Source organism: Streptomyces sp. NPDC041784 (genome assembly GCF_055591025.1).
Window position 1 is genome coordinate 42453 of record NZ_JBVJAB010000039.1, and the last position, 21915, is coordinate 64367.

The window sequence follows — 21915 nt, forward strand, 5'->3', positions numbered from 1 at the left end:
AGGGTCCGGTTCCCTCCCGCCTCCCACCTGCGAGTAGCCCGGATACAACCCTCGCGGCCCGTCGCGCGTCAGACGACGCGATGAAGTGGGGGGCCTTCGCACAACCGGGCCACAGGAATGGCATACGATGCGCGCGACCCTCATAAAGATCACGTAAGAGGATGTACGCGTCATGGCAATCCGTGCCCCATATCGTTCCCTTCGCGGCATATCCGCCGTTGCCGCCCTGCTCGCGATCGGCGCGGTGGGATGCTCGGACGTCTCCGACGCCGTCGACAGCGCGAAGGACGGCGCGAAGAAGGCGGCTCGCCAGCGCTCGGTGTACTCGCTGGACATCGGCGACTGCTACAACCCGAACGGCAAGGCCGAGGGGACGGCATACGCCGTCGAGATCGTGCCCTGCGACGAGGCGCACGAGGGCCAGGTCGTCGGCGAGTTCGCGATCGACAAGGGCAAGGAGTACCCCGGCGACGACGGGGTCTCGACGATCGCGGACAACCGATGCCCGGTCGAGGCGCAGAAGTACGCCCCGGACACCTGGGCACTCCCCAAGGGCGTCGCCCTCTTCTACTACACCCCGACCAAGGAGAGCTGGGCGACGGGTGACCGCGCGGTGAGCTGCACCTACACCGCGGAGAAGGGCACGTTCAGCGGCTCGCTGGACACCGCGAAGTCCCTCAAGCCCGAGCAGGCCACGTACCTCAAGGGTTCGAACGCGGTCTACGAGGCCCTGTGGGCGAACCAGCCCGAGAAGGACACCGTCGAGGACGACCTGGCGGGCTACAAGGCGCAGGCCAAGGCCGTCGCGGCCGCCCTCGACGCGCACGTCAAGGGACTGGACGGCATCGAGGGCACCGAGGTCGGCAAGCTCCGCGCGACGCTGACGAAGGCGGCCGGGAACTGGAAGAAGGCCGCGAACGCCGCCGACGCCGACGCGTTCTACATCGCCTACGACCCGGCGTTCACCGACATCGACCCGAACAAGTCGGTCGCCGCCCGCAAGGAACTGGGCCTGGCCACCACTGTCCCGGCCGACGAGGCCGAGGTCTGGGCGGGCTGACGCTCCGTCGGATTAGCGGGGCCGTGTCCGTCAAGAACCCGGCCCCGCTTCCTAGGACCTGTCCGGTCTCGACGCCGCCAAGGAAGAGATCCACCCCAGTGGGCCGCATCCGGCTCGCGGACCTAGATGCGCAGCTGCTGCGACGGCCGCAGCACGGGCGACACCTGCCGATGGGTGCACGACGGCACCTACATCTACGGCGCGGACAGCAAGACCGTGGCGGTGGAGCGTACCTACTGGACCGACGACAACGGCTATCTGGTCGGCAAGAACAAGGGCGGCCCGGCCAGACGTGGACGACCGCTCCGTGGAAGCCAGCCGCTGAAAACCCGACCGCCGTGCCCGCCGTCGTGCTCACCGGCCTGCTCGGACCTCTCTCCGCTCTCGCCGACGCCTTCGGCGTCCGACGGTACGACGTGACCCGGCCGGGATCCCCCGGTCGGGTCGGGTCGGGTCGGCGTAACCGGTCCTCCGACGTGATCGACCAGACAGGACGTAGGACCACAGCTCTCGCCCGAGCGGCCGCTTTCGCACCGCTCAGCCATCGGCTTCACGGAGGATGAGGGTGACGATCTCGACTGGACCTCCCTCGCGCAGGTCGCTCAGGGTTGTTCCACACGTACTGGCGGCGGTCCTGGTAGAGGTCGGTGCCGGTGTCTCGGCCCTCACCGGTGTGGAGGCGGAGCACGGCTGGGCGTGGACGGGGTGCTGCTGCCGGTGAAGCAGCGCGTGCTCAATATCGCCGACCGCGGCCTGGTCGGACTCGCCGGCCGGGAGGAGCGGGCGGCCCACTCGGCATGGGAGGGCCGGCCAGTGAGGTGAGCGGCCCGGCTCGCCCCGCCCGGCCACGATCTCCTCCTCTACGCCCGCACCCGCCCACGGCACACCACGCCTGCGGACGAGCCCGGACCGGGCCGGCACCGGGCGAACTGTGTCTGCCCCCGATGGCCGCCCTGTGGCAGACCACAGTGTGAAGCGGTGGATCCTCTACCTGGCCGACGACCAGCTCACGTCCGTGGCCTACGTGTTCTGGCTGCACAACATGACCAGCTCCGCACTCGAAACCAACCGCTTCGCCCGCGACACCGGCATCACCCACCAGCCCTCCCCTGCCCTGCCCCGCGTTGAGCCACCCCCGCATCCACTCCGCTCCTCCACCTCCCACCGTCGGCCGTGCCGGCCGATTCACCTACCGTGACGAGAACGGCATCCGACACCATCGCCACCCGGGAGCGCTCGTGGGTGCACCCGCCTGTGCTGCTCCGGGTGCCGGTGGGGCCTACGCTCACCGCGATGACCAGTCGCCCATCGTGCCCGCCCGGCTGTGGTCGGCGGCTGGGCGGGCCTGGGCGGCGCGGCCGAATCATCATCAGGACGGTGCATATCGGCGTGCCGTGTGGCCGTTGCGGCAGGCCTTCCGTGACGGGAATCGCGGTTGAGGGCTTTCGGCTACTGCTCACCCAGACTGGTGGCATGTTGGTCCACCTCGATCTCCGCGCGCCGTGCGCCGGTGAATCGTGTGGGCCGGAAGGCCCCAAGAAGGTCCTGTTCCTGATCGGTTGCGATTTCGGCCGCGACCAGGCGGCCCAGAATCGGCGCCAAGGTGACCCCGCTGTGCGAGACGAGGCAGTAGACACGGGCCTGCGCGGATGCATAGCCGGCGATGGTGTGGCCGTCTGCGGGCAGTGACCGGAAGCCGATGCGCAGGTCGATCTTCGGTGCCCGGCTCTGGTCGGTCAGCAGTGCGGAGAACCGCCGAGCGAGTGTGCTTGCCAGGTCCCCGTCCACGGTCGGAGGGTCTGCCGGATCGACGTCGGCGTTCAGATCGAGAGCCTGTAGGACGGTATGCCCGCCGGCCGCGGGGCGGAGGTTGAGGCCGGGGCTGTGGATCACACATCGCAGGTCGAGTGCCGGGGATCTGGCGTATCCCAGGAGACCGACGGTCTGCGCTCCACGACCGGTATCCGTCACCATGGGGACGGCGATCCCGGCCCGTGCGGCGAGCCGTTGTGTCCAGCGGCCAGCCGCCAGGACGAGTCGATCGCCCGTACAGACCTCGCCTGTGGCCAGGGTGACGGCTACTTGGTCCGGCCTGTCGTCGATGGCCACGACCTCGCCGGTCGCGCACGTGGCTCCGTGCCGCTCGGCATCTGCCAGCAGGTTGTTCACGAAGAGGTTCGGCAGAACGTATCCCTCGCTGGGGAAGTGCGCGATGGACGTGATGGTCGCCGGGATGCGTAGGTCGCCTGCGATCCGCGTTGCCTCGTCAGGCGTGATCCAGTGAGCGGGGTAGCCGAGTAACTGCAGTCGTTCCACGTTGCCGGCTAGCCACTGCTCGTTTGCGGTGTCCGCCCACTGCAGCGCCCCGCTGGGGAAGTACGACGGCGCGCCGCGCAGTTGCTCGGCGAGCCTGGCGTGCTCCTCCATCCCCGCGAGGTTCAACCGGTGGTAGTCCGGGTCGGGCTTCCGGCTGGAGTTGGTCCAGGCGAAGGTGGTCGCGGTCGTACCGGTGCCGGCTCCCCGCTGGTCGAGCAGGAGAACGTCCTCGCCGGCGACGGCAAGCTGCCTCGCGACGCTCACGCCCAGCACGCCGGCACCGATGATGATGACCTTCATGGTGTGCGCATCTCCTCTCTGGCAGCGACACGCTGCTCACATGGCGGGGACCGGAAGCTCCAGGAAGAACTCGGCAGTTCCGGGACGGACGAGGGTCGTGACCACCTCGACGGTGCTTGCGTCATCGGCACGCAACTCCCTGCGCCTCATCAGCGCGGGCGTTCCCGTCTCGCTGTGCAGCAGAGCGGCGTCGTGCTCACCGAGAGCCACCGGTTCGAGGTAGAGCCGGATCGCCTCGATCGCTACTCCTCTGCGCTGCAGATACGGCAGGGTGACGAGGTCTTCGAGGTTCTCGTTCAGCAGGTCGGGGGCCACTGCGAAGAGAACGACGTGCCGCTCGACCGACTGTGGTTCCTCGCGTACGTCGAGCTTGCGGCGCACCAGTTCCACTACGGCCGTGTCGGCGGAGGCGCCGGGGAGGTTCGGGACGGCGTCGGCGGCCCTGACGATCCGCGCGGAAACGACTTCGTGTCTGCCTGGTGCGCCCTTGGCGGCTGTGGCGGGGGTGACGAAGTTGAGCAGATTGATCTGCCGCGTCACGTCTGCGACGAACGTACCGTGGCGCCGCCGGCGGATCGCCAGTCCCGCCTCGGCCAGGTCATTGAGGACGCGTTGGGCGGTGGCACGGCTGACGCCGTGTTGGGCGGAGAGGTCCTTCTCGGTCGGCAGCCGCGCGCCGGGGGGCAGGTCCCCAGCCCGGATCTTCGCTTCGATCTCTCGCCTGATCTGCACGTAGAGTGGCACGGTCACAATTAGACCGTACATTCAGTCAATTGACCGGTCAATATGCGGGGAGCAGGCCCGCGACACCCTGGAAAGCCCGGTTCGCCGAGCCACTGGCGAGCCGATGCCCACGGGTCGGCGTCGCCGTGGCGGATGCACGCAACCTGCGTGAGGTGCTCACAGGCCGCGGCCACCGCCACGCCGACGTGATCGTGAGCGGTCTGCCGTGGGCGGCATTCGCGCGGACCGAACAGGACGACCTGCTGCGCGTGGAGGCCAAGGGCATCGAGCTGACGGATCCGGCCGGCCAGGAGGAAGCGATCGCGGCCGTCCTCGCCTCACAGCCACAGGATCCGCCAGGTGAGGGATTCTCCTACTCCAACTCCAATTACGTACTCCTGGCACATGCCGTCGAGAGGGTGACCGGCAAGCCGTTCCCGACCTTCATCCAGCAGGAGTTCTTCACCCCGCTGGACCTGCACATGACGGTGTCCCCGGCAGTGGACGTTCCCGGAAAGGCGAAGTCGTACGAGGGGAAGGACGGCTCCTTCGCTCCCCATTCCTCCCCCTGGAAGCAGTACGGAGACGGGTCCGTCCAAACCACCCCGGGGGAACTCGTCCGCTGGGCCGACAATTACCGCACTGGTCGCATCGGTGGAACCGAACTGCTCGCAGGCGTCACGGACGGAGCGGTGAGTGTGGGCGATGTCCTGCGCCCGCGTGGCATCGAAGAAGGGCGCTACGGGGCCGGAATCCTCCTCCCCGACAAGAGCCTGGTGCATCGCGGCGACTGGGAGGATTTCACAGCACCTTCAAGGTGAGCCCGGACCGCGACACTGCCGTCACCGTCGTGTGCAACGCGGAACCACCCGACAACTTCCGTGCGGCAAACCAACTGCTGGACATCTGGACCAAGTGATGCGTCAGGGCCGTCCGGCACCTGCCGACTCGCCTCGCTCACGACGCTCCGGGGGGTCCATCCTGCCCGTGCTCATCCTCATCGCCTTCCTGATCGTTGTGGCGGTGGCCGTTGGCTCGTGGCTGCAGTTCACCGAGCGGTAGGCGGTCGACACAGTGCACACCGTCGGATCCTCAGCCGCCGACCGGGTGGACGTGGAGGCCGCCGTCCAGAGCGTCGACGCCGCGAACAGAGAGCTGGTACTGCGGGTCTGGGTGACCCCGCGCGGGACCCTCGGCGAGGCGGACGGGGCGGCCCCGGTGGCCGATCTCAGCCTCCAGACCTCGGGGGCGCCCCTCAGCGACCTGGAGTTCGCGGCGCATGAGCGGCTCGCGACGACAGACGTGCAGGTTGCGCTCACAGGCGGATCGATCAGTGACTACCCGTTCGACACCTACGAGACCGACATCGCGTTCCGGGCGCACCTGGGCGGCGAGCAGGTGCCGGTACGGATGCTGTTCTCCAACAACGACACGCTCTTCTCGATCTCCGCGGAACCTGCGCCCTCCCGGCAGGAGGCTTGACCTGCACCGTCCGCTACGCCGACCACAGCGCCACCCGCCGCGGCCGCACCCTGCCCGAAGCCACCCACCACACGGTCCTCCTGGCCCGTACCACCTACGCGGTCTACGACTCCCTCGCTCCGCAGCGAGCCCGGGTCCGCAGCATCGCCCTGCGCGCCGACGCCCTACGCCCCGACGACCAGGCCACCCGTCAACTCACCCTCGTCCACAGCGACGACAAGCCGTTGGCGATCGAAGCCGTCGCCGACCGCGCCCGAACCCGGTACGGGCACAACGTCCTCTACCCCGCCACTGCTCGCCATCAGCACCCGTCCCCCGTCTGCCCGACGCCGTGGCGCATGCTCATCCGGCATGTCGGGCGCGACTCGCGGGCAGGGCAACGAGGCGGGGAGCATCGCCCGGGATCGGGAGCATGACCGGGGAGCGCCCGACGCGGGAAGCCGATTCTCACTGGGAAGAGCAGGTGCATCGGCGACACCGGATGTCACAGCCTCAACCATTGCTGCCACCAGCCCAGCGCCCCGTCGGGGTCTGGACCACCGGCCTCTGACACGGGACTCTGACACCGGACGACGTCAGCCGGCTGCGAGTCCGGAGCACGTCCGGGACAGCGGCCGTGAGGCGTCTGGTTCGTCAGAACTCGGAGCCTGCGATGGCCGTCCAGAGCTCCATGTCGGAGAAGAGCAGCCGGCCCAGCGGCTGTGTGCCGGTGTCCGGGACGACCGCCCGGACCACGGGCTGCTCGCCCTTCTCGACGGTCACTTCCGTGCCGTCGAAGGTCGGCGCCTCGTCGGCCACGACGGAGCGCAACTTCGCCGCGGCACGATCGGCCGTTGCCTCGTCCTTGGCCACGAGGCACAGGATCTCGGTGTTCTTGGCGGTGGTGGCGGCCTGCTGGCCGAGGGCGGACAGGTGTACCGGTTTGGCGGAGGTGAGGGGCAGGAAGTCGGCGCGGTAGACGTCACCCAGGCACTCGGCAACACGCTGGTATTCCTTCTTGTCGGCCAGCGAGGCGCCGTTCTTCGGGCGGACGGCCGCCATGGACGTGTCGTCTTCGGCGATGTAGGAGATCTCCTGCTTCGAGACCCTCACCGACATTCCATTGCTGCCGGCTTTCGTCCAGGTGTCGTCGTCTCCGGTCTGCTCATATCCGTTCGACTTCAGCTCGGCGGTGATGGCCGCCTCGTCGAACGAGCCCTCCCAGACGCCCGCGCTCTTGGTGTCCACGGAGGTGCTGATCTGCGTCAACTTCAAGGCCTCCTCCCACAGCCCGGGTGTGTACCGCGAGAGGATGCCGCCCGGCAGGCTGACAGAGCCCTGCCACTTCTCGCCACCCTTGCGCAACTCACGCGCCTTCGCCACATCGAGGTAGGCGACCTCGCTCGCGCTGCTGTCGTCGGCCAATGCGCCCAGCCCCTCCAACACTTTGGAATCGCTGCCCGGGCCGGAGTCGGACGAGCAGCCGGTCAAGGCCGTCAGAAAGACAGCCAGAACGGTGGTGCCGAGGACTGACCTGCGCGCTGTTGTGGGCATGTCCAGGGAGCTTAGCCGCATGCCGCGAAAGCCCTGGCGTTCGGCCGAGGTCGTCGGCCTAGTCAATGGCGAACTGCTCCAGCACCTGCGCGACTCCCGCCCACCACGAAGCCCGCCCGACGCCCTTGGCGCGCGACGCCTTGTGCCCGGCAGGGCTGGAGGCCGGTGTCCTGTCGGCCGCGGTCACAGCCTCCCGGCCCGCGGTGTGAGGGCGGTGCAACTGAATCTCCCACGCGGCCTTACAGCTCGGAAACCGGCCTATACGGCGGTCGGACTAGCTTCGTGACTATGAGGGTATGGACGCCGTTACGGCCGGCGCTCGGCAGGCTTGGTGCAATCGTCAAAGACGCTTCAGACGAGGGCAGTTCAGGCAAAGGCGCTTCAGACGAGGGCAGTTCGGACGAGGGCAGTTCGGACGAGGGCGGTCCAGGGGGCCGGGGCGGGCGTCGCCGGAGGGGCCGGACGTCATCCGCGCGTCGGCAGATGCCTGGCTGGCGCAGTATCAGGGGCCGTGTGGCGGTGGTCATCACGGTCCCGATCTGCTTGCTGCTGGCGGTGGCCGGTCTCGCCGTGCACGGCCGCGCGGAGGCCCTCGGCGACGCCCGGACGACCCGTTCCGAGGTGGGCCTCAGCCTGCGCATCCAGGCCTTGGTCCACCAGCTGCAACGCGAACGCGGCCTGACCAACGGCCTGTTGGGAGGCGAGGAGGAGTTCCGCCCACCACTCGCCGCCACCCGCGAGCGCGTCGACACAACCCTGCGCGGAATGCTCCGCGAGAGCGCCGTCGAGGATGTCGTCCAGAGGCACTTGCGGCGCCTTGCCGCCGTCCGGGCCGCTGCCGACAAGGGCAGCTCCGACGAAGGCAGCTCAGACGGGGGCAGCTCAGACGAGGGCAGCTCCGGCACGGACACCGCGGACCGGGCCGCGACCCTGGCCTTCTACACCACCGCCGTCGACGCCCTCAACGCCGTCGACCCGGTGGCGGAGACCGCGACCGGCGCCGACCGCCAACTGCGCGACGGTCTGGCGGCGTTGCGGGAGCTGGCCGCGGCCAAGGAATCGGTCGCCTTCGAACGCGGCTTCCTCAACGGCGTGTTCGCTGAAGGCGGCTTTCACGGCCGCGAGTACCTCACCTTCACCGAGGTACGTGCCACGCGCGTCGCCGCCCTCGCCCGCTTCCGGCAGGTCGCCACCGCATCCCAGCGGGCGGCCCTGAAGAAGGCGTTCGGCACCGAGGACGCGCAACGCGCCACCGGCTACGAGAACCGGGCGGAAGCCGCCGCCGACGGGTCCGCGCCGCACGCCGACGCCGGCGCCTGGTGGGACGCGATGACCGTACTCGTCGACGATCTGTACGCCGTCCAGCAGTCGGTCGGTGACGACGCACGGGACCGGGCCGACCGGCTCAGCCACGACGCCGAGATCGGCCTCGCCGTCTACCTGGTCGCGGGAGCACTCGTGGCCGCCCTCGTCGCGGGCCTCGCCGCTTTCGCCTCCCGTTCCCTCACCCGCCCGCTCGGCGCGCTCGCCGAGGCCGCCCACGACGTGGCGCGGAACCGGCTACCCGCGACGGTCGCCCGCATCCAGCAGTCCCCGCAGGACCATGCCGAGCTCCTCCCGCCGGCGGACGCGCCGGACCACCCCGATGCACGTCTGCTGGGCGGCGCGGCGGAGATCGCCGAGGTCGCGGCGTCCCTGGAGCAGGTGGAACGCACCGCCCTCCGCCTGGCCGCCCAGCAGGCCGGCCTGCGCCGCAACACCACCGAATCGCTCGCCAATCTCGGCCGCCGCAACCAGAACCTCGTGCGGCGTCAGCTCAGCCTCATCACCCGCCTGGAACAGCAGGAACTCGACCCGGACGCCCTCGCCGAGCTCTTCGAACTCGACCACCTCGCCACCCGTATGCGGCGCAACGCCGAAAGCCTTCTGGTCCTGGCCGGCCAGAATCCGCCCAGGCCCACGGCGGCGCCCGCCGACGGCCTGGAAGTCGTCCAGTCCGCCGTCGCCGAGGTGGAGCAGTACCGGCGGGTCCTGATCGCGGCCGTGGAGCCGGTGCGGGTGCGCGGGCACGCCGTCGCCGATGTCGCCCACCTCCTCGCCGAACTCATCGAGAACGGGCTGACCTTCTCGCCACCGGCCGAACCGGTCGAGGTGCACGGCTGGTACGACACCGAGGACGACACGTACTGCTTTGCTGTCGTCGACCACGGCATCGGTATGTCCGAAGCCGACAAGGAGCGCGCCAACGCCCGCCTCTCCGACGCCGGCGAGGAGGCCCTGCTCGCCGCGCCCACCCGGTTCCTCGGCCACCTCGTCGTCGGCCGACTCGCCCACCGCCTCGGTGAAGGTGCCCAGGTCCACCTCTTCGACACCGCCGGCGGTGGCCTGTCCGCGCTCCTCGCCCTCCCCGGGCGCCTGCTCGTTCCCGCGGAGGACCCCGCCACCTCACCCCCGCCCACCAGGCCCGCTGTCTCCGCCCTGCTCAACGGCTTTCGAGCAGGTGTCGCCCGTGCCGAGGCCCACAGCACACAAGGAGCGTCATCGTGACCACCGCCGTCCAGAATTTCGGCTGGCTCATCTCGGAGTTCGCACGCACCGCCGACGGCGTCACCGATGCCGTCGCCGTCTCCTCCGACGGCCTGCTCATGGCTGCCTCGGACAGCCTCGGCCGGGATCGCGCCGATCACCTCGCCGCCGTCGTCTCCGGCATCACCAGCCTCGCCCAGAACGCGGCGACGACACACGGCTTCCGCGGCATGAAGCTCGTCATGATCGAAATGCTCGGGGGCTTCCTGATGGTCGGCCGCGTCCGCGACGGCAGCTGCCTCGGCGTCCTCGCCGCCGAGGGGTGCGACGTCGGCCTGGTCGGTTACGAGATGGCCGTCCTCGCCGACCGTGCCGGCGAACTGCTCACCCCGCAGTTGGTACGCGCGCTCAACTCCGCTCCGCCGGCCGCGGAATAGCCGCGGCCGGCTCCGGCCGCTTTCCCCGGCGCAAGCCTCGCGTCACCGCAGCGCAAAGCCCCGCATCGCCGCAGCACAAGCCCCGCATCACTGCGCGGGCGAGAAAGCCTTCACCCTCACGCCGGTGTCGCAGATGCGCACCGCCTCCTTCTTCCCGCTCGTGGTCGTGAAAGCAGGGGTGAGGGGCCGGGATTCGCCGGGCGGGACGATGTCGAGGCCGGTGACCGGCTCGCACTCGTCGAGGCTGGCGAAGGTGAGCGCGGCGGAAGCGGATTCGCCCGGAGCGAGGGTGATCTTCGCGGCCTCGGTGGCCGACCCGGCCCAGTCCACCGGCAGCTCGGTGCGGCCGGCCTCGCTCTTGAAGAGGAGGGAGGGGAAGCCGCGCACCGTGCACCAGCCGGTGCCGTCGTTGGTGATCACGACCGAGGCCCGGCCCTGACCAGTACCGCGTGCCACGGCCGTCAGGTTCTTCGTACGGCAGTGGTCGGCGGCGGGACTGGGGAGGGAGTCGGCTCCGAAGAGCACCCCGGCGGGCGGGGAGGACGCCCCGCCACTGCCGCCATTGCCGCCGCTCCCCCCGGAGGCGCCGCCACTGCCGCCGCTCTCCCCGGAGCCCCCGCTCCCGTCGGCGCTCGGCGAGCCGTCGCTCTCCGACCCGCCCCTGGCCACGGTGCTCGACGAGCCCGGGCCCGAGCCCGAGCCCGCACCGGAACCGCTTCCCGCCTCCTCCTCGGCGCCGGACGACGAGCACCCTGCCGCGCCGGCGAGGAGCAGGACCGTGACTACGGAGATCAATGGTCGGCGCATGGCTCCTGCTGGTTGTTCGAACGGATTCACGGACCCGGTGCCGCAAGCGTGAGCGTATTGCATAGAATCCACGGCGATCATGTTCACCGGCGCTGCGCAGGGCACCGCCTCAGGGGGAAGGCACGCCTGTGCACCCGAGCGACAACAACACGGGCACCGACGGGATACGCCGCAGGCGGTTCCTGGGCGCGGGAGCCGTCACGCTGGGCGCCGCGGGTGCGGCGGGCGCCGGGCAGTTGCTGACGGGCGACGCCTCGGCGTCCGTGGGCGGGCCGACCGCCGCGGCCGGTGCCGGTGCGGCGGTGAGCGGCACGGTCTTCAAGCTGGGCGTCGCCTCCGGCGATCCGCTGCCGACCGCGATCGTGCTGTGGACCAGGGTGGTGCCGGCGCAGCTGGGCAGCTCCGGCATCCTGGCTCCCACCGTCGCGGTGGGCTGGGAGCTCGCCTCGGACAGCGGCTTCACCACCATCGTCAAGAGCGGTACGGCGACGGCGACCAGCAGCCTCGGCTACAGCGTCCACGTGGACGTCACGGGCCTCACCCCGGCCACCGACTACTGGTACCGGTTCAAGGCGCTGGGCCGCACCTCCATCACCGGCCGGACCCGCACCGCCCCCGCCGCCGGGGACACCCCCGAGAACCTGCGGATCGCGCTCGCCTCCTGTCAGAACTGGCAGCACGGCTACTTCACCGCCTACCGGGACATGCTCGAACAGCGGCCGGACCTCGTGCTGTTCGTCGGCGACTACATCTACGAGAGCTCGGCCTACTCCTATCGCGTACGCCGCCACGAAGGCACGGGCCAGCCCGTCACGCTCGCCCAGTACCGTGCCCGCCACGAGCAGTACAACTCCGACCCGGATTTGCAGGCGATGCGCGCCGCGGCACCCTTCGTCGTCGTCTTCGACGACCACGAGGTGGAGCAGGACTGGGCCGGTGACGTCGCGAACGACCCCGTCACCTGGCCCACCGCGAAGTTCCGGGCCCGTCGGGCGGCCGCCTTCCAGGCCTTCTACGAGCACATGCCGATCCGTGCCGCGCAGAAGCCCAGCGGCCCGGACGTCCTGATGTATCGCTCGCTCGACTTCGGCCCCCTGGCCCGGCTGCATGTCCTGGACACCCGGCAGTACCGCGACGACCAGGCGACCACCTCCGCCGGGGCCTTGAAGGCCGGCCGGGTCATCATGGGCGACACCCAGCGGAACTGGCTGGTGAACAGCATGCGCACCTCCGGCGCGCGGTGGAACCTGGTCGCCTCCCAGGTGATGATGGCCGAGACCGACTTCCTCGCGGGGGTGGGCAAGGAGTGGTCGTACGACGCCTGGGACGGTTACCAGAAGGAACGCGACACCCTGCTCTCCGAGTTCCAGGACATCCGCAACCCCGTGGTGCTCTCGGGCGACAGGCACCGCACCATCGTCAGCGACCTCAAGCTGGACTTCGCCGACGCGGAGTCGGCCGTGGTCGGCGCGGAGTTCGTCGGGACCTCCATCTCCAGCAACGGGGACGAGGACCTGGTGGCCTTCGCCGCGGAGTGGGCGCCCAAGCTGGCGGACAACCCGCACTGGAAGATCATGGACGCCCGGCGCGGCTATCTGCTCTTCGACATCACCGCGGACCGTATCGACGCACGACTGCGGGCGATCTCCACCGTGCTGACCAGGGACGGCACGACCACCACAGCCGCGACCTTCCGGGTGGAGGACGGTGTGCCGGGCGTGTACCAGGTCGGCGTCCAAACGGAGTCCTCGGCGAGTACGAGTGCGAGCGCGGAGGAGTCCACAGGATCGGCGGACACGGCCACCCCGACGGACTCGGACGCGACGGCGGATCCGGCGCAGTCGGCCGAGCAGACGGAGTCGACGGAGTCGGCCACAGCCCCGGCCGCGGCGACCGAGCCCGCATCGCCTTCCACCACCGAGTCCCCGAGCGACGCCTCCACCGACGCCTCCACCGACGTCTCCACCACCCCCTGACCTTCCGGGAGAGAACGTGTTCACCACCCGACCCCGGCGGAGCGACCGGCGCGACCGGAGACCCGGACACCGGCGCTCCCCTGTCATGAAGGCATCGGTGCTGGCAGCCACGGTGGCGGTGCTCGCGACGGGCGTCTTCGTGCTGCTGCCCACCGACGCGGACGCCACCGCCCCGGCGCGCGGTGACTTCGACGCGGACGGCACGTCCGACCTGATCTACCGCAACGTCGCGGGCCAGCTGTACGTCAACACGGGCTCGGCCGAGACCATGGCCCTCGACTCGGACGTCGCCAAGGTCAAGGACGTACTGGCCCCGGGCGACCTCGACTCGGACGGCGTCCAGGATGTGCTGACCCTCAGCGCGAGCGGCGTGCTGTACTTCCACACCGGCACCTACGCACGTACCCCCGGCGGCCTCGGCTCGTACCGTACGGTCGCGTCCGGCTGGCAGATCTACAACAAGGTCACCGCCCCCGGTGATCTGACCGGAGACGGCAAGGCCGACCTGCTGGCCCGCACTCCGGCCGGCTCGCTCTACTACTACCCCGGCAAGGGCACCGGCGCCTTCGGCAGCCGCGTGCTGGTCGGCACCGGCTGGCAGCAGTACGACGAGCTGATCGGCGCCGGCGACCTGAACGGCGATGGCGTCGGCGACCTCCTGGCCCGCACCCCGGCCGGCGTCCTCTACCGCTACCCCGGCAAGAAGGGCGGCACCTTCGGCACCCGGGTCAAGGACCCGAAGACCGAGTGGGCGTCGTACAACCAGATCATCGGCGGCGGCGACTGGGACGGCAACGGCAAGACCGACCTGCTGGCCAGGGACTTCTCCGGCGCTCTGTGGTTCTACCCGGGCAACGGCAAGGGCACCTTCGGCACCCGGTCAGCCCGCAGCAAGGGCTGGGGCAAGGTCACGCAGTTCGCGGGAGCCGGCAACAATCCGCACTTCGGCAAGTTCGGGACCATGGCCCGTACGACGGCCGGAAGCGTCTACAGCTACGAGGTCACCGGCACCGGCACGCTGACCAGCAAGCTTCTGGTCGGTGAGGCCTGGCCGTCCGCCACCACCCGCCTCGCGTACGCCTCCTCGCTCCGCCAGAACGGCCTCGCCGACCTGGTCGTCCTGTCCGTCAGCAGCGGCCAGTTGACCAACCCGGCGTTCTACGCCCTCTCGGACCCCAAACTCGCCACCGGCTCCACCTCCTACAACCGGGTCGTCGGCCCCGGTGATCTGACCGGAGACGGTAAGGGCGACCTGCTGGCCGTGACCACCGCCGGCACGCTCTACCTCTATGCGGGCGACAACTCCGGCACCTCCGTCGGCTCCCGGGTCACGATCAGCACCGGCTGGCAGCGCTACAACGCCGTCGTCGGCGCGGGCGACTTCACCGGCGACGGCCGCCCCGACCTGATGGCCCGGGACACCTCCGGCGTCCTGTGGCGCTACGCGGGCACCGGCAGCGCGTCCGCCCCGTTCTCGGCCCGGGTGAAGGTGGGCAGCGGCTGGCAGCAGTACAAGAAGGTGTTCTCACCCGGCGACGCCAACGGCGACGGCAAGGCCGACCTCATGGCCACGAACTCCTCCGGTGCCCTGTACTTCTACGCCGGCACCGGCACCGGCGGCTTCAAGACCCGCGTCACAAAGGCCACCAGCGGCTGGAGCGCCTGGGCCGACCTGCTGTGAGCTGTGCCCTGCCGGGCTCTCTTCCCTGCGGACCGGCTCAGGCATCGCCGGGCCGTCTTCCCCAGGGACCGGCTCGGGCATCACGGAGCCGCAGCACCGTGCCGCCGACGATCAGTGCGCCCGCCGCCCACAGGGCCGTCACGCCGAGGCCGGCCGCCCACGGTCCGATGGGGAGATGGCGCTGGTGGTGCGGGTCGGTGAGCACGTGGCTGAGCAGCGTTCACCGCCTGCCGTTGGGCGTGGCAGGGCAGAGGCGTTCTGGCGTCAGCGTGGCCGCTTGACCTGTCGGGCCGGGGACCGCGGAGTCGGAACGCGGCACTACACGGGCACCGGCACCCCGGCCCGCCGGGCGCGCCCGCGCACAACGCCCGTCCGGGGACATCCGGCGGCCCTGGCCTCCGGGAGAGCGACTGTGCCGATGGTCGTCGACCTCATCGTGATCGGCACCGCCATCACCCTCGGACCACTGCACAACACCGCCTTCATCCTGCTGCTCGCCTCACGCCGCGGCGTGCGCAAAGGCCTCGCCTTCCTCCTGTCCTGGCTGGCCAACCTTGTCGCAGTAGTCGCCTGCGTGGAGCCGCTGACCGGCGGGACGCCGCCCGTCCACCACAGCACGCCCTCGACCGCTGCAGTCGCCGCCAAACTCGCCATCGGCGTCGGCCTCGTGCTGTTCGGCGGCCACCGCTACCGGCAACTGCCTCGCTCCTACCGGCCACCGAGCTGGACAGGCCGCATCGACAACGCCTCCCTCGGCACGGCCGCCGCACTCGCCTGGGTCCTCCAGCCCTGGGCCCTGGTCGGCGCCGACGCCGCCACCGTCGTCGACGCCGACCTCTCCACCCTCACCGAGGACTCTGGCTGACCACCAGCAGCATCTACACACTCGTCACCTGACAACCCACCGGGGGTAAGTTGCCCATATGCCCTCTCGACCACATGAGGAGATCCACAGTCGCGACGATCTGGTGGTGTTCCTTCGCGAGCTCCACCAGCAGTTCCAGCAGCGCGGCCATGAGTGGGAAAACCACACCCTCGACCGCTTTCTGGAAGCCCTCGCTGCCTGGGTGAACGACGCCCCTGGCGTGTACCGGAACTTGGCCGAGGAGCTGCCAACAAGCGGCGACTGGGCCTTCTTCGCCCGAGCGCTGCACGCAGCCACGATCTATGAGTAGTCACTCACGGCCCCCGGGCAGTCGGCCTGGTCAGGTCCGATATGGGTAAAGGGCAACGCTGTCCGCTTCCATGCTGATCTCCACCCAAGCACCGTCCATGCTGCCGGGGATCGGTGATGCGAGAGCGAACAGAATCGACCAGTCGCCCAGCTGAAGGTATGCGGCGCCATCGTCGGTGAGATGGAGGAGACCGCGCATCACTACCCGATTCCCCTCCTGCCGGAGGGCTGGCCCGGCAACTGCGGCTGACCGAGTGTTACGCCCCCAGGAGATGTCCTCGCCGACCGTCCATTCAACGAGGTGTTGGCCGTCCGACTCTTGCGGATCACCGCGCCAGACCACCGTGGCGAAGCCCACAGGCGTGTGAACCCGAACGGTCATCGGCTGCTGCGGGACCTGCAGGATCTTCTCCGTGCGTACCAACATCGCTCCATCATCCACGTCCCCACCCCGCGCGACTGAGGGTGACCTTGGCAAGATCATGGCGCCGGCACGGACCGATGACCTGGGATCGCGGCGGGGGGCGGCGCCTCCGCGGCAGGCGCGTTCGCGTCGGAGTGTGAGTTCCGAAATCACCGATGAGTTCCGTAGGCCGGGCCTGTCTACCCCGTCGTACACCATCGAACCTCGGACTGGAGACCCACCATGACCACTCCCGCACACGCCGGTCGCATGCTGTTCGTGAACATCCCCGTGGCGGACATCGAGCGCAGCAAGGCGTTCTTCGCGCGGCTCGGGTTCAACTACAACCCGAGGTTCACCGGCAAGACCGCCGCCTGCATGCTGGTCGGCGAGCAAGCCTCCGTCATGCTGCTCAGCCACGAGACGTTCGCGCAGTTCTCGAAGCTGCCGATGGCCGACCCCACCACGCACACGCTGGCGCTCTACTGCTTCAGCGTGTCAACCCGCGATGAGGTCGACACGGTCGCTGAGGCTGCGCTCGCCGCGGGCGGCTCGGAGGCGGACGGCCCCGAGGACCACGGCTTCATGTACTCACGCAGCTTCTTCGACCTCGACGGCCACGGCTGGCAGGTCATGTGGATGGATCCGTCGAGCACCACGGACAGCTCGACTTCCTGAAAGCCCGCGAGAACGTGATCCTGCTCGGACCGGTGCGACGGGATCCGGCGGCCTTTACGGACGGCGGTCCCCCGGCGGCGTGGCCCTGCTGTTGACACTCCCCGGCCGACGGGCGCGGAACGACCTCGGCGACCACCCGCATGTGTACTGTGCGTAATCAGTGAACACCCACAGTGATATTGCGAGGGAGTCGCCGTGTCCATGCTGCTGATCAGAGGAAAGTTCAAGGTGGAGGGGGGCGCCAAACCGGATGGCGACACCCTCCCGTTCATCCCGGACAACGTGGCCGACTGGAAGCTCGTGCCCGGGGAGGGGCAGATCGTGCCCAAGGCCGACGGGCGCGCGAGCATCCGGCTCGAGGGAATCGACGCCCTGGAGACCCACTACGGCGAGAAGAAGCACGTGGAGCATCAGCCGCGGGGCCTCGCCCACGAGGCCGCGGACGAGCTGCTGAAGTTCCTCGGCTTCAACACCGTCCTCCGGGACGACGACGAGACCGTCGCCACCACGCCGGACATCGTGCCCGGCTGGATCCTCACCCGGGGCGCAGACGCCTTCGGCCGTTGCGTGGCCTTCGTCGGCAAGGGCACCCCGCCCGTGTACAGCGGCTACTGGACCGGCGTCGACGACGACCTTCTTAAGCGGACCGCCAACCACCACCTGCTCCTGCTCGGCCTGGCCTACCCGGCCTTCTACTCGGGCCTTCCCGTGTACCTGCGCGAGCTCCTCACCGAAGCCTCGGAGAAGGCGAGGGCGTCCGCGAAGGGCGTGTGGAAGGTCGACCAGACCCTCGACGGGGCGAAGGTCACCGGAATGGCCTCGCTCACGGACGACACGACCGGCGCGGTGATCCTGCCGAAGCTGTTCCGCCGCCTGAAGGACTACCTGGACTTCATGGGCACCGACTATTCGCTGTCCTGCTTCCGCGCCTTTCTGGCCGGGGCCGCGGACGACGTGTACCGCCTCCTCCCGGACTCCGACACGCTCTACAAGGGTCTGCACCACATCGTCGAAGTCACCGCCGACAACACCGTGAAGATGACCCGCCCGGCCAGGGAGATCGTCTTCAAGGAGAAGTGAGCGGGAACCCGCCGGGGCTCGCGGCCCGGCGGGCCGGCACCCCACTACCGGCGACGAGTCCACTCGTCGGAGGGGCGGACCACCTCTGTGGCCCACTCATGCTGCGGCAGGTCCAGCAGGCGCGCGATGCGGGCGCCGCCCGGCAGGGGGCCGTGGTCGTCCGTCACCTTGAGGGCCGACGTGGCCGTGATGTGTCCGAGTCGGAGCGCACGCTCGATGTCCTCGCCGCGCAGCAGACCGGCCAGAAAGCCGGCGGCGAAAGCGTCGCCCGCGCCGACCGGCTCCACCACGTCGGTGCGCAGCGCGGGCACGGTCCGGCTGTCCCCGCCCCCACAGTCGCCGAGGTCCCCGAGGTCCCCGAAGTCCCCGAAAGCTTCGTCCTCGTCCCGCTGCTCGCCGAAGCGGTAGGGGTCTTCTGGCCCGCCCTGCGAACTGGGAGAGAGTCGCCCAGGAGTGTGTGGCCTACCTCCGCATGGACGCCGGCCGCTACCCGAACGATCCCGAGCTCGCGCGCGCCTCGTCGGGGAACTCTCCGTGAAGGACCCCGGCTTCCGCGCCTGGTGGTCCGACCACAGGGTGAGATCCCAGCGGCCTGGCCGCAAGGAGTTCGTCCACGCGATCGCCGGGGAGCTGAGCCTGGACTTCCAGGTGCTGGATCCGCGGGGCTCCACGGAACAGAGCATGCTCGTCTACACCGCGGAGCCGCACTCGCCGAGCGAGCAGGCCCTGATCTTCCTGGAGGGCTGGGCTGCCACCGGGATCCCCGTAAGGCCGACGGAGGCGGCAGGATCATCCCCGCGCCCCGGAGCAGCATCTTCGCCGGGAGAAGCCACGGACGAGTAGTCGCCACGCAAATGAGCGGCGGCCTGTCCGCAAAGCGCCCCCGAACCTTCGGGGGCGCTTTCCCGTACGTCGACGTCCTCCACGTTCACTGCTGCCCGTCTGCGGGGTGCTTATGGCGTCGGTAGTAGCGCGCGACCCGGGCACGGTTGCCGCAGCGGGCGGGGGAGCACCAGCGTCGGCGGGGGTGAGCGGGCAGGAAGAACATGACGCAGTCGTCGGCCTCGCACTGTCTGAGCCGAGCGATGGCGGGGTCGGTGAACAGGTCGGCGGCGGCCTCGGCCAGCAGGGCGGCGAGACGGACACCGAGCGGGCCGGTCCGGCGGAGTGTGAGCGTGACCGCGTCGCCGTTCCAGGAGAGTTCACGCACGGCGGGTGCGGCGCGCTGAGCGTCGGTGAGGCCGCGCAGGGCGGCGGCAGGAGGCTCCTCCCCGTGCAGCAGGGACTCCACGACCGCCTCGGCGTGGGCACGTACGGCATGGACGGCGGCGAGGTCAGCCTCGGTCGGTACGGCGTCGCGCGCTTCCAGGCCGAGCCGGTCCTCCTCCAGCGTGAGCCAGGCGACCAGACGCTCCGGTGTGTCGAGCAGGTCGGTGCGGCCGTCGGGGCCGGCCGGGCGGGTGTTCACGAGATCCAGAGCCAGGGGCTCGCCAGTCAGCAGATCACTCTCTCGCATGCAACTAATGGTATCTGACGACGTTGACGCATTAGAGCTTCAGGGTTACCGTCGAACTGCACCTAATGCATACTTCGAGCAAGGAAGCATGTGAAATGACGACACCCTCAGCCCCTTCCCGCGTCTCGGTCCCGGCCCGCGCGACCCACCGCTTCGTCGAGGTCGACGGCGTGGAGGTCTTCTACCGGGAGTCACTGCCGGAGCGGGCGGACGCCCCGGTCCTGCTGCTCCTGCACGGCTTCCCCTCCGCCTCGCACCAGTTCAGGCGCTTGATCGACAGCCTGGGCGGGCACTACCGGCTGATCGCCCCCGACTACCCCGGCTTCGGACACACCCGCGCCCCCGAAGGCTTCACCTACTCCTTCGACCGCCTGGCCGACATCGTCGAGGGCTTCATCGAGCGCCTCGGACTGACCCGGTACGCGATGTACGTCTTCGACTTCGGCGCCCCGGTCGGCTTCCGCCTCGCCCTGCGCCACCCCGAGCGGGTGACCGGCCTGGTCGTGCAGAACGGCAACGCCTACACCGAAGGCCTGTCCGACGCCGCCCGCGGCCTCACCGCGCTCACCCCGGACACCCCCGGCGCCGAGCAGGCCATCCTCGACAACATGCTCACCCTCGGCGCCACCCGCGCCCAGTACGAGGGCGGCACCCCCGACCCCACGCAGGTCGCGCCGGAGGGCTGGCTCCTCGACCAGCACTTCCTGGACCAGCCCGGCCGCGACCAGGCCCAGCTCGCCCTCATCTACGACTACAAGAACAACATCGCCGCCTACCCCGACTGGCAGGCCTGGCTGCGCGAGCACCGCCCGCCCACCCTCATCACCTGGGGCACCAACGACCCCTTCTTCCCCGAACCCGGCGCCCGCGCCTACCTGCGCGACGTCCCCGACACGGAACTCCACCTCTTCCCCACCGGCCACTTCGCCCTGGAGGACCACCTCCCCGACATCGCCCCGCTCATCGCCGACTTCCTCGACCGCCTCCCGGCCTGAGCAAACCGACCCGCACAGGCAGCACGACCACCACGAGCACACGCGAGCACGACGGAAGGAACGGTTGATGCGCGCCACGACGAATGCCGCTCACGAAGGAGAGCAAGCGATCCAGCGACGGGCGAAGGAGGGCGGACCGGGGTGGGGATCGCCCATGTTCGGCCCCGAGATCCCTTACGGATTCCATCAGTTCATCCGCGAACAGCACATGCTGGTCATCGGTGCGGCCGATGACGAAGGGGCTGTCTGGTCGACGATCCTGGCCGGGCAGCCCGGCTTCGCCGACGCGGTGGACGACCGGACCATCGTCGTCGATGCCCTGCCCGCGCCCGGCGATCCGCTCCGCGACGTCTTCGCATCGCCACGGGACATCGGCGTGCTCGCCCTCCAGCCGCAGACCCGCCGCCGGATCCGGGCCAACGGCGTGGCCACGCGCGACGGGAACCGACTGGTGGTGCGCACCGAGCAGGTACTCGGCAACTGCCCGAAATACCTGCAGACCCGCACCGTCACCGAAGTGGCCGAAGCCGGGGCCGGCGGAGCCGCGCGGACCGGCGAAGAGCTCGACGACAGCCAGCGACGCTGGATCGAGGAAGCGGACACCTTCTTCATCGCCAGCCACTCGCCCGCGCACGGTGCCGACTCGTCCCACCGCGGCGGCATGCCGGGCTTCGTCAGCGTGACCGGGCCGCGCCGCCTGCGCTGGCCGGACTACACCGGCAACCAGTTCTACATGACACTCGGCAACATGCACCTCAACCCGGCGTGCGGCCTGCTGTTCCTGGACTGGGAGCACGGCCACACCCTGCAACTGACCGGTAACGGCCGGATCGACTGGAATCCCGAGAGCGCCAAGAGGTACCCGGGAGCCTTGCGGGTCGTCGAATTCGACATCGACTCGGTGGTGCAGATCGACCACGCCAGCCCGCTGCGCTGGAACCTCCACGCATACTCCCGGGTCAACCCGCCGGCCCCCGTCCGGGATTGAGGAAGAGCGGCAGATGGCGTACGGCGCTCGTCACGGGACTGCTGCGGCATCGAGGTACACGGGGCTCGGCTGGACAGGCCGTCTCCCGTCCAGGTACTGGCCGGCCCACGTATTCCACGCGGCTCGGGGTTTTTGCCGGTCCTTCGGGGGCTCGGTGGCCCGGCGGGCTCGGTGGTCTGCCGGCCGGTGGACCCTGCGGACGTGCGGATACGCCGGAGCGGCGGCCCCGGGGTTCGGGGG

The 21915-nt window shown here is 69.9% G+C and carries 24 protein-coding genes and 2 pseudogenes; 18 read left to right on the forward strand and 8 right to left on the reverse strand.

Features of this window, described 5'->3' with window-relative positions; genetic code table 11:
- The first annotated feature begins 172 nt into the window (after positions 1-172).
- From ACZ6D7_RS42255 to ACZ6D7_RS42265, 3 genes are all read left to right on the forward strand, one after another.
- A complete protein-coding gene (locus tag ACZ6D7_RS42255) occupies positions 173-1060 on the forward strand; it encodes a septum formation family protein (RefSeq protein WP_469502910.1) in 888 nt (295 codons plus the stop codon).
- Between the two features lie 126 nt (positions 1061-1186).
- The gene (locus tag ACZ6D7_RS42260; RefSeq protein WP_469502913.1) at positions 1187-1480 is read left to right on the forward strand and encodes a hypothetical protein; all 294 of its coding nucleotides are present in this window, start codon (positions 1187-1189) and stop codon (positions 1478-1480) included.
- Positions 1481-2015: 535 nt separating this feature from the next.
- A complete protein-coding gene (locus ACZ6D7_RS42265) occupies positions 2016-2258 on the forward strand; it encodes a DUF6417 family protein (RefSeq protein ID WP_469502915.1) in 243 nt (80 codons plus the stop codon).
- Positions 2259-2509: 251 nt separating this feature from the next.
- Here ACZ6D7_RS42265 and ACZ6D7_RS42270 read toward each other — a convergent pair whose 3' ends face one another.
- Complete coding sequence (locus ACZ6D7_RS42270; protein ID WP_469502918.1) at positions 2510-3676, reverse strand: NAD(P)/FAD-dependent oxidoreductase; 1167 nt, start codon at positions 3674-3676, stop codon at positions 2510-2512.
- A gap of 36 nt (positions 3677-3712) precedes the next feature.
- Complete coding sequence (locus ACZ6D7_RS42275; protein WP_469502921.1) at positions 3713-4426, reverse strand: GntR family transcriptional regulator; 714 nt, start codon at positions 4424-4426, stop codon at positions 3713-3715.
- 146 nt (positions 4427-4572) lie between these two features.
- Here ACZ6D7_RS42275 and ACZ6D7_RS42280 point away from each other — a divergent pair, with 146 nt between their 5' ends.
- The 3 genes from ACZ6D7_RS42280 (at position 4573) to ACZ6D7_RS42290 (ending at position 6297) form a co-directional block, all read left to right on the forward strand.
- Positions 4573-5220 (forward strand): serine hydrolase domain-containing protein, encoded by a 648-nt coding sequence (locus ACZ6D7_RS42280; protein WP_469502924.1) that lies wholly within the window; start codon positions 4573-4575, stop codon positions 5218-5220.
- 253 nt (positions 5221-5473) lie between these two features.
- Positions 5474-5881 carry a DUF4436 family protein gene (locus ACZ6D7_RS42285; RefSeq protein WP_469502927.1) on the forward strand — a complete coding sequence of 136 codons (408 nt, stop codon included), beginning with the start codon at positions 5474-5476 and terminating at the stop codon, positions 5879-5881.
- Entirely contained in the window at positions 5878-6297 is a 420-nt protein-coding gene (locus ACZ6D7_RS42290; protein WP_469502930.1) for a DinB/UmuC family translesion DNA polymerase, read from the forward strand. The genes ACZ6D7_RS42285 and ACZ6D7_RS42290 overlap by 4 nt, the downstream gene beginning before the upstream one ends.
- A gap of 217 nt (positions 6298-6514) precedes the next feature.
- Here the strand turns inward: ACZ6D7_RS42290 and ACZ6D7_RS42295 are convergent, their stop codons facing one another.
- Positions 6515-7480 carry a hypothetical protein gene (locus ACZ6D7_RS42295; protein WP_469502933.1) on the reverse strand — a complete coding sequence of 322 codons (966 nt, stop codon included), beginning with the start codon at positions 7478-7480 and terminating at the stop codon, positions 6515-6517.
- A 447-nt stretch (positions 7481-7927) separates the two neighbouring features.
- On the opposite strand from ACZ6D7_RS42295, the gene ACZ6D7_RS42300 reads away from it, so the two are divergent.
- A complete protein-coding gene (locus ACZ6D7_RS42300; RefSeq protein WP_469502936.1) occupies positions 7928-9961 on the forward strand; it encodes a sensor histidine kinase in 2034 nt (677 codons plus the stop codon).
- Positions 9958-10377 (forward strand): roadblock/LC7 domain-containing protein, encoded by a 420-nt coding sequence (locus ACZ6D7_RS42305; protein ID WP_469502939.1) that lies wholly within the window; start codon positions 9958-9960, stop codon positions 10375-10377. Before ACZ6D7_RS42300 ends, ACZ6D7_RS42305 begins: the two co-directional genes overlap by 4 nt.
- A gap of 87 nt (positions 10378-10464) precedes the next feature.
- Here ACZ6D7_RS42305 and ACZ6D7_RS42310 read toward each other — a convergent pair whose 3' ends face one another.
- Complete coding sequence (locus ACZ6D7_RS42310; RefSeq protein ID WP_469502941.1) at positions 10465-11184, reverse strand: DUF4232 domain-containing protein; 720 nt, start codon at positions 11182-11184, stop codon at positions 10465-10467.
- A gap of 128 nt (positions 11185-11312) precedes the next feature.
- On the opposite strand from ACZ6D7_RS42310, the gene ACZ6D7_RS42315 reads away from it, so the two are divergent.
- The gene (locus tag ACZ6D7_RS42315; RefSeq protein ID WP_469502944.1) at positions 11313-13160 is read left to right on the forward strand and encodes an alkaline phosphatase D family protein; all 1848 of its coding nucleotides are present in this window, start codon (positions 11313-11315) and stop codon (positions 13158-13160) included.
- Between the two features lie 97 nt (positions 13161-13257).
- Positions 13258-14841, forward strand: coding sequence for an FG-GAP repeat domain-containing protein (locus ACZ6D7_RS42320; protein ID WP_469502946.1), 1584 nt, complete (start codon positions 13258-13260; stop codon positions 14839-14841).
- 37 nt (positions 14842-14878) lie between these two features.
- Here the strand turns inward: ACZ6D7_RS42320 and ACZ6D7_RS42325 are convergent, their stop codons facing one another.
- Positions 14879-15046: a hypothetical protein gene (locus ACZ6D7_RS42325; protein ID WP_469502949.1), complete on the reverse strand. Its 168-nt coding sequence runs from the start codon at positions 15044-15046 to the stop codon at positions 14879-14881.
- Between the two features lie 213 nt (positions 15047-15259).
- On the opposite strand from ACZ6D7_RS42325, the gene ACZ6D7_RS42330 reads away from it, so the two are divergent.
- Together ACZ6D7_RS42330 and ACZ6D7_RS42335 are read left to right on the forward strand one after the other, a co-directional pair.
- On the forward strand, positions 15260-15706 hold the full coding sequence (locus ACZ6D7_RS42330; protein WP_469502952.1) for a GAP family protein: 447 nt from the start codon (positions 15260-15262) through the stop codon (positions 15704-15706).
- A 58-nt stretch (positions 15707-15764) separates the two neighbouring features.
- Positions 15765-16016: a DUF7660 family protein gene (locus ACZ6D7_RS42335; RefSeq protein ID WP_469502955.1), complete on the forward strand. Its 252-nt coding sequence runs from the start codon at positions 15765-15767 to the stop codon at positions 16014-16016.
- Between the two features lie 30 nt (positions 16017-16046).
- On the opposite strand, the gene ACZ6D7_RS42340 is transcribed toward ACZ6D7_RS42335, so the two are convergent.
- The gene (locus ACZ6D7_RS42340) at positions 16047-16442 is read right to left on the reverse strand and encodes a hypothetical protein (protein WP_469502958.1); all 396 of its coding nucleotides are present in this window, start codon (positions 16440-16442) and stop codon (positions 16047-16049) included.
- 219 nt (positions 16443-16661) lie between these two features.
- Here ACZ6D7_RS42340 and ACZ6D7_RS42345 point away from each other — a divergent pair, with 219 nt between their 5' ends.
- Positions 16662-17096: a VOC family protein gene (locus tag ACZ6D7_RS42345; protein WP_469502961.1), complete on the forward strand. Its 435-nt coding sequence runs from the start codon at positions 16662-16664 to the stop codon at positions 17094-17096.
- A gap of 201 nt (positions 17097-17297) precedes the next feature.
- Positions 17298-18176, forward strand: coding sequence for a nuclease (locus tag ACZ6D7_RS42350; protein ID WP_469502964.1), 879 nt, complete (start codon positions 17298-17300; stop codon positions 18174-18176).
- A 44-nt stretch (positions 18177-18220) separates the two neighbouring features.
- Here ACZ6D7_RS42350 and ACZ6D7_RS42355 read toward each other — a convergent pair.
- Positions 18221-18502 (reverse strand): annotated as a pseudogene (locus tag ACZ6D7_RS42355) (PfkB family carbohydrate kinase); the annotation flags it as partial.
- A gap of 89 nt (positions 18503-18591) precedes the next feature.
- On the opposite strand from ACZ6D7_RS42355, the pseudogene ACZ6D7_RS42360 reads away from it, so the two are divergent.
- Positions 18592-18660: pseudogene (locus ACZ6D7_RS42360) on the forward strand (hypothetical protein); the annotation flags it as partial.
- Entirely contained in the window at positions 18630-19019 is a 390-nt protein-coding gene (locus ACZ6D7_RS42365) for an MmyB family transcriptional regulator (protein WP_469502966.1), read from the forward strand. The pseudogene ACZ6D7_RS42360 and the gene ACZ6D7_RS42365, both read left to right, overlap by 31 nt.
- Positions 19020-19104: 85 nt before the next feature.
- Here the strand turns inward: ACZ6D7_RS42365 and ACZ6D7_RS42370 are convergent, their stop codons facing one another.
- Positions 19105-19692, reverse strand: a complete 588-nt coding sequence (locus tag ACZ6D7_RS42370; RefSeq protein ID WP_469502969.1) for a CGNR zinc finger domain-containing protein — start codon at positions 19690-19692, stop codon at positions 19105-19107.
- A 95-nt stretch (positions 19693-19787) separates the two neighbouring features.
- Between ACZ6D7_RS42370 and ACZ6D7_RS42375 the strand changes: the two genes are divergently transcribed.
- A complete protein-coding gene (locus ACZ6D7_RS42375; RefSeq protein ID WP_469502971.1) occupies positions 19788-20687 on the forward strand; it encodes an alpha/beta fold hydrolase in 900 nt (299 codons plus the stop codon).
- A gap of 67 nt (positions 20688-20754) precedes the next feature.
- Positions 20755-21675 carry a pyridoxamine 5'-phosphate oxidase family protein gene (locus ACZ6D7_RS42380; RefSeq protein WP_469502974.1) on the forward strand — a complete coding sequence of 307 codons (921 nt, stop codon included), beginning with the start codon at positions 20755-20757 and terminating at the stop codon, positions 21673-21675.
- Positions 21676-21915 lie beyond the last annotated feature (240 nt).

Excerpts from the sequence above, each read along its gene's own strand:
- ACZ6D7_RS42260 (WP_469502913.1), top strand. The coding sequence starts at position 1,187 with ATGCGCAGCTGCTGCGACGGCCGCAGCACGGGCGACACCTGCCGATGG.
- ACZ6D7_RS42255 (WP_469502910.1), top strand. The coding sequence starts at position 173 with ATGGCAATCCGTGCCCCATATCGTTCCCTTCGCGGCATATCCGCCGTT.
- ACZ6D7_RS42375 (WP_469502971.1), top strand. The coding sequence starts at position 19,788 with ATGACGACACCCTCAGCCCCTTCCCGCGTCTCGGTCCCGGCCCGCGCG.
- ACZ6D7_RS42310 (WP_469502941.1), bottom strand. The coding sequence starts at position 11,184 with ATGCGCCGACCATTGATCTCCGTAGTCACGGTCCTGCTCCTCGCCGGC.
- ACZ6D7_RS42370 (WP_469502969.1), bottom strand. The coding sequence starts at position 19,692 with ATGCGAGAGAGTGATCTGCTGACTGGCGAGCCCCTGGCTCTGGATCTC.
- ACZ6D7_RS42340 (WP_469502958.1), bottom strand. The coding sequence starts at position 16,442 with ATGTTGGTACGCACGGAGAAGATCCTGCAGGTCCCGCAGCAGCCGATG.
- ACZ6D7_RS42380 (WP_469502974.1), top strand. The coding sequence starts at position 20,755 with ATGCGCGCCACGACGAATGCCGCTCACGAAGGAGAGCAAGCGATCCAG.
- ACZ6D7_RS42330 (WP_469502952.1), top strand. The coding sequence starts at position 15,260 with ATGGTCGTCGACCTCATCGTGATCGGCACCGCCATCACCCTCGGACCA.
- ACZ6D7_RS42345 (WP_469502961.1), top strand. The coding sequence starts at position 16,662 with ATGACCACTCCCGCACACGCCGGTCGCATGCTGTTCGTGAACATCCCC.
- ACZ6D7_RS42270 (WP_469502918.1), bottom strand. The coding sequence starts at position 3,676 with ATGAAGGTCATCATCATCGGTGCCGGCGTGCTGGGCGTGAGCGTCGCG.
- ACZ6D7_RS42350 (WP_469502964.1), top strand. The coding sequence starts at position 17,298 with ATGCTGCTGATCAGAGGAAAGTTCAAGGTGGAGGGGGGCGCCAAACCG.
- ACZ6D7_RS42335 (WP_469502955.1), top strand. The coding sequence starts at position 15,765 with ATGCCCTCTCGACCACATGAGGAGATCCACAGTCGCGACGATCTGGTG.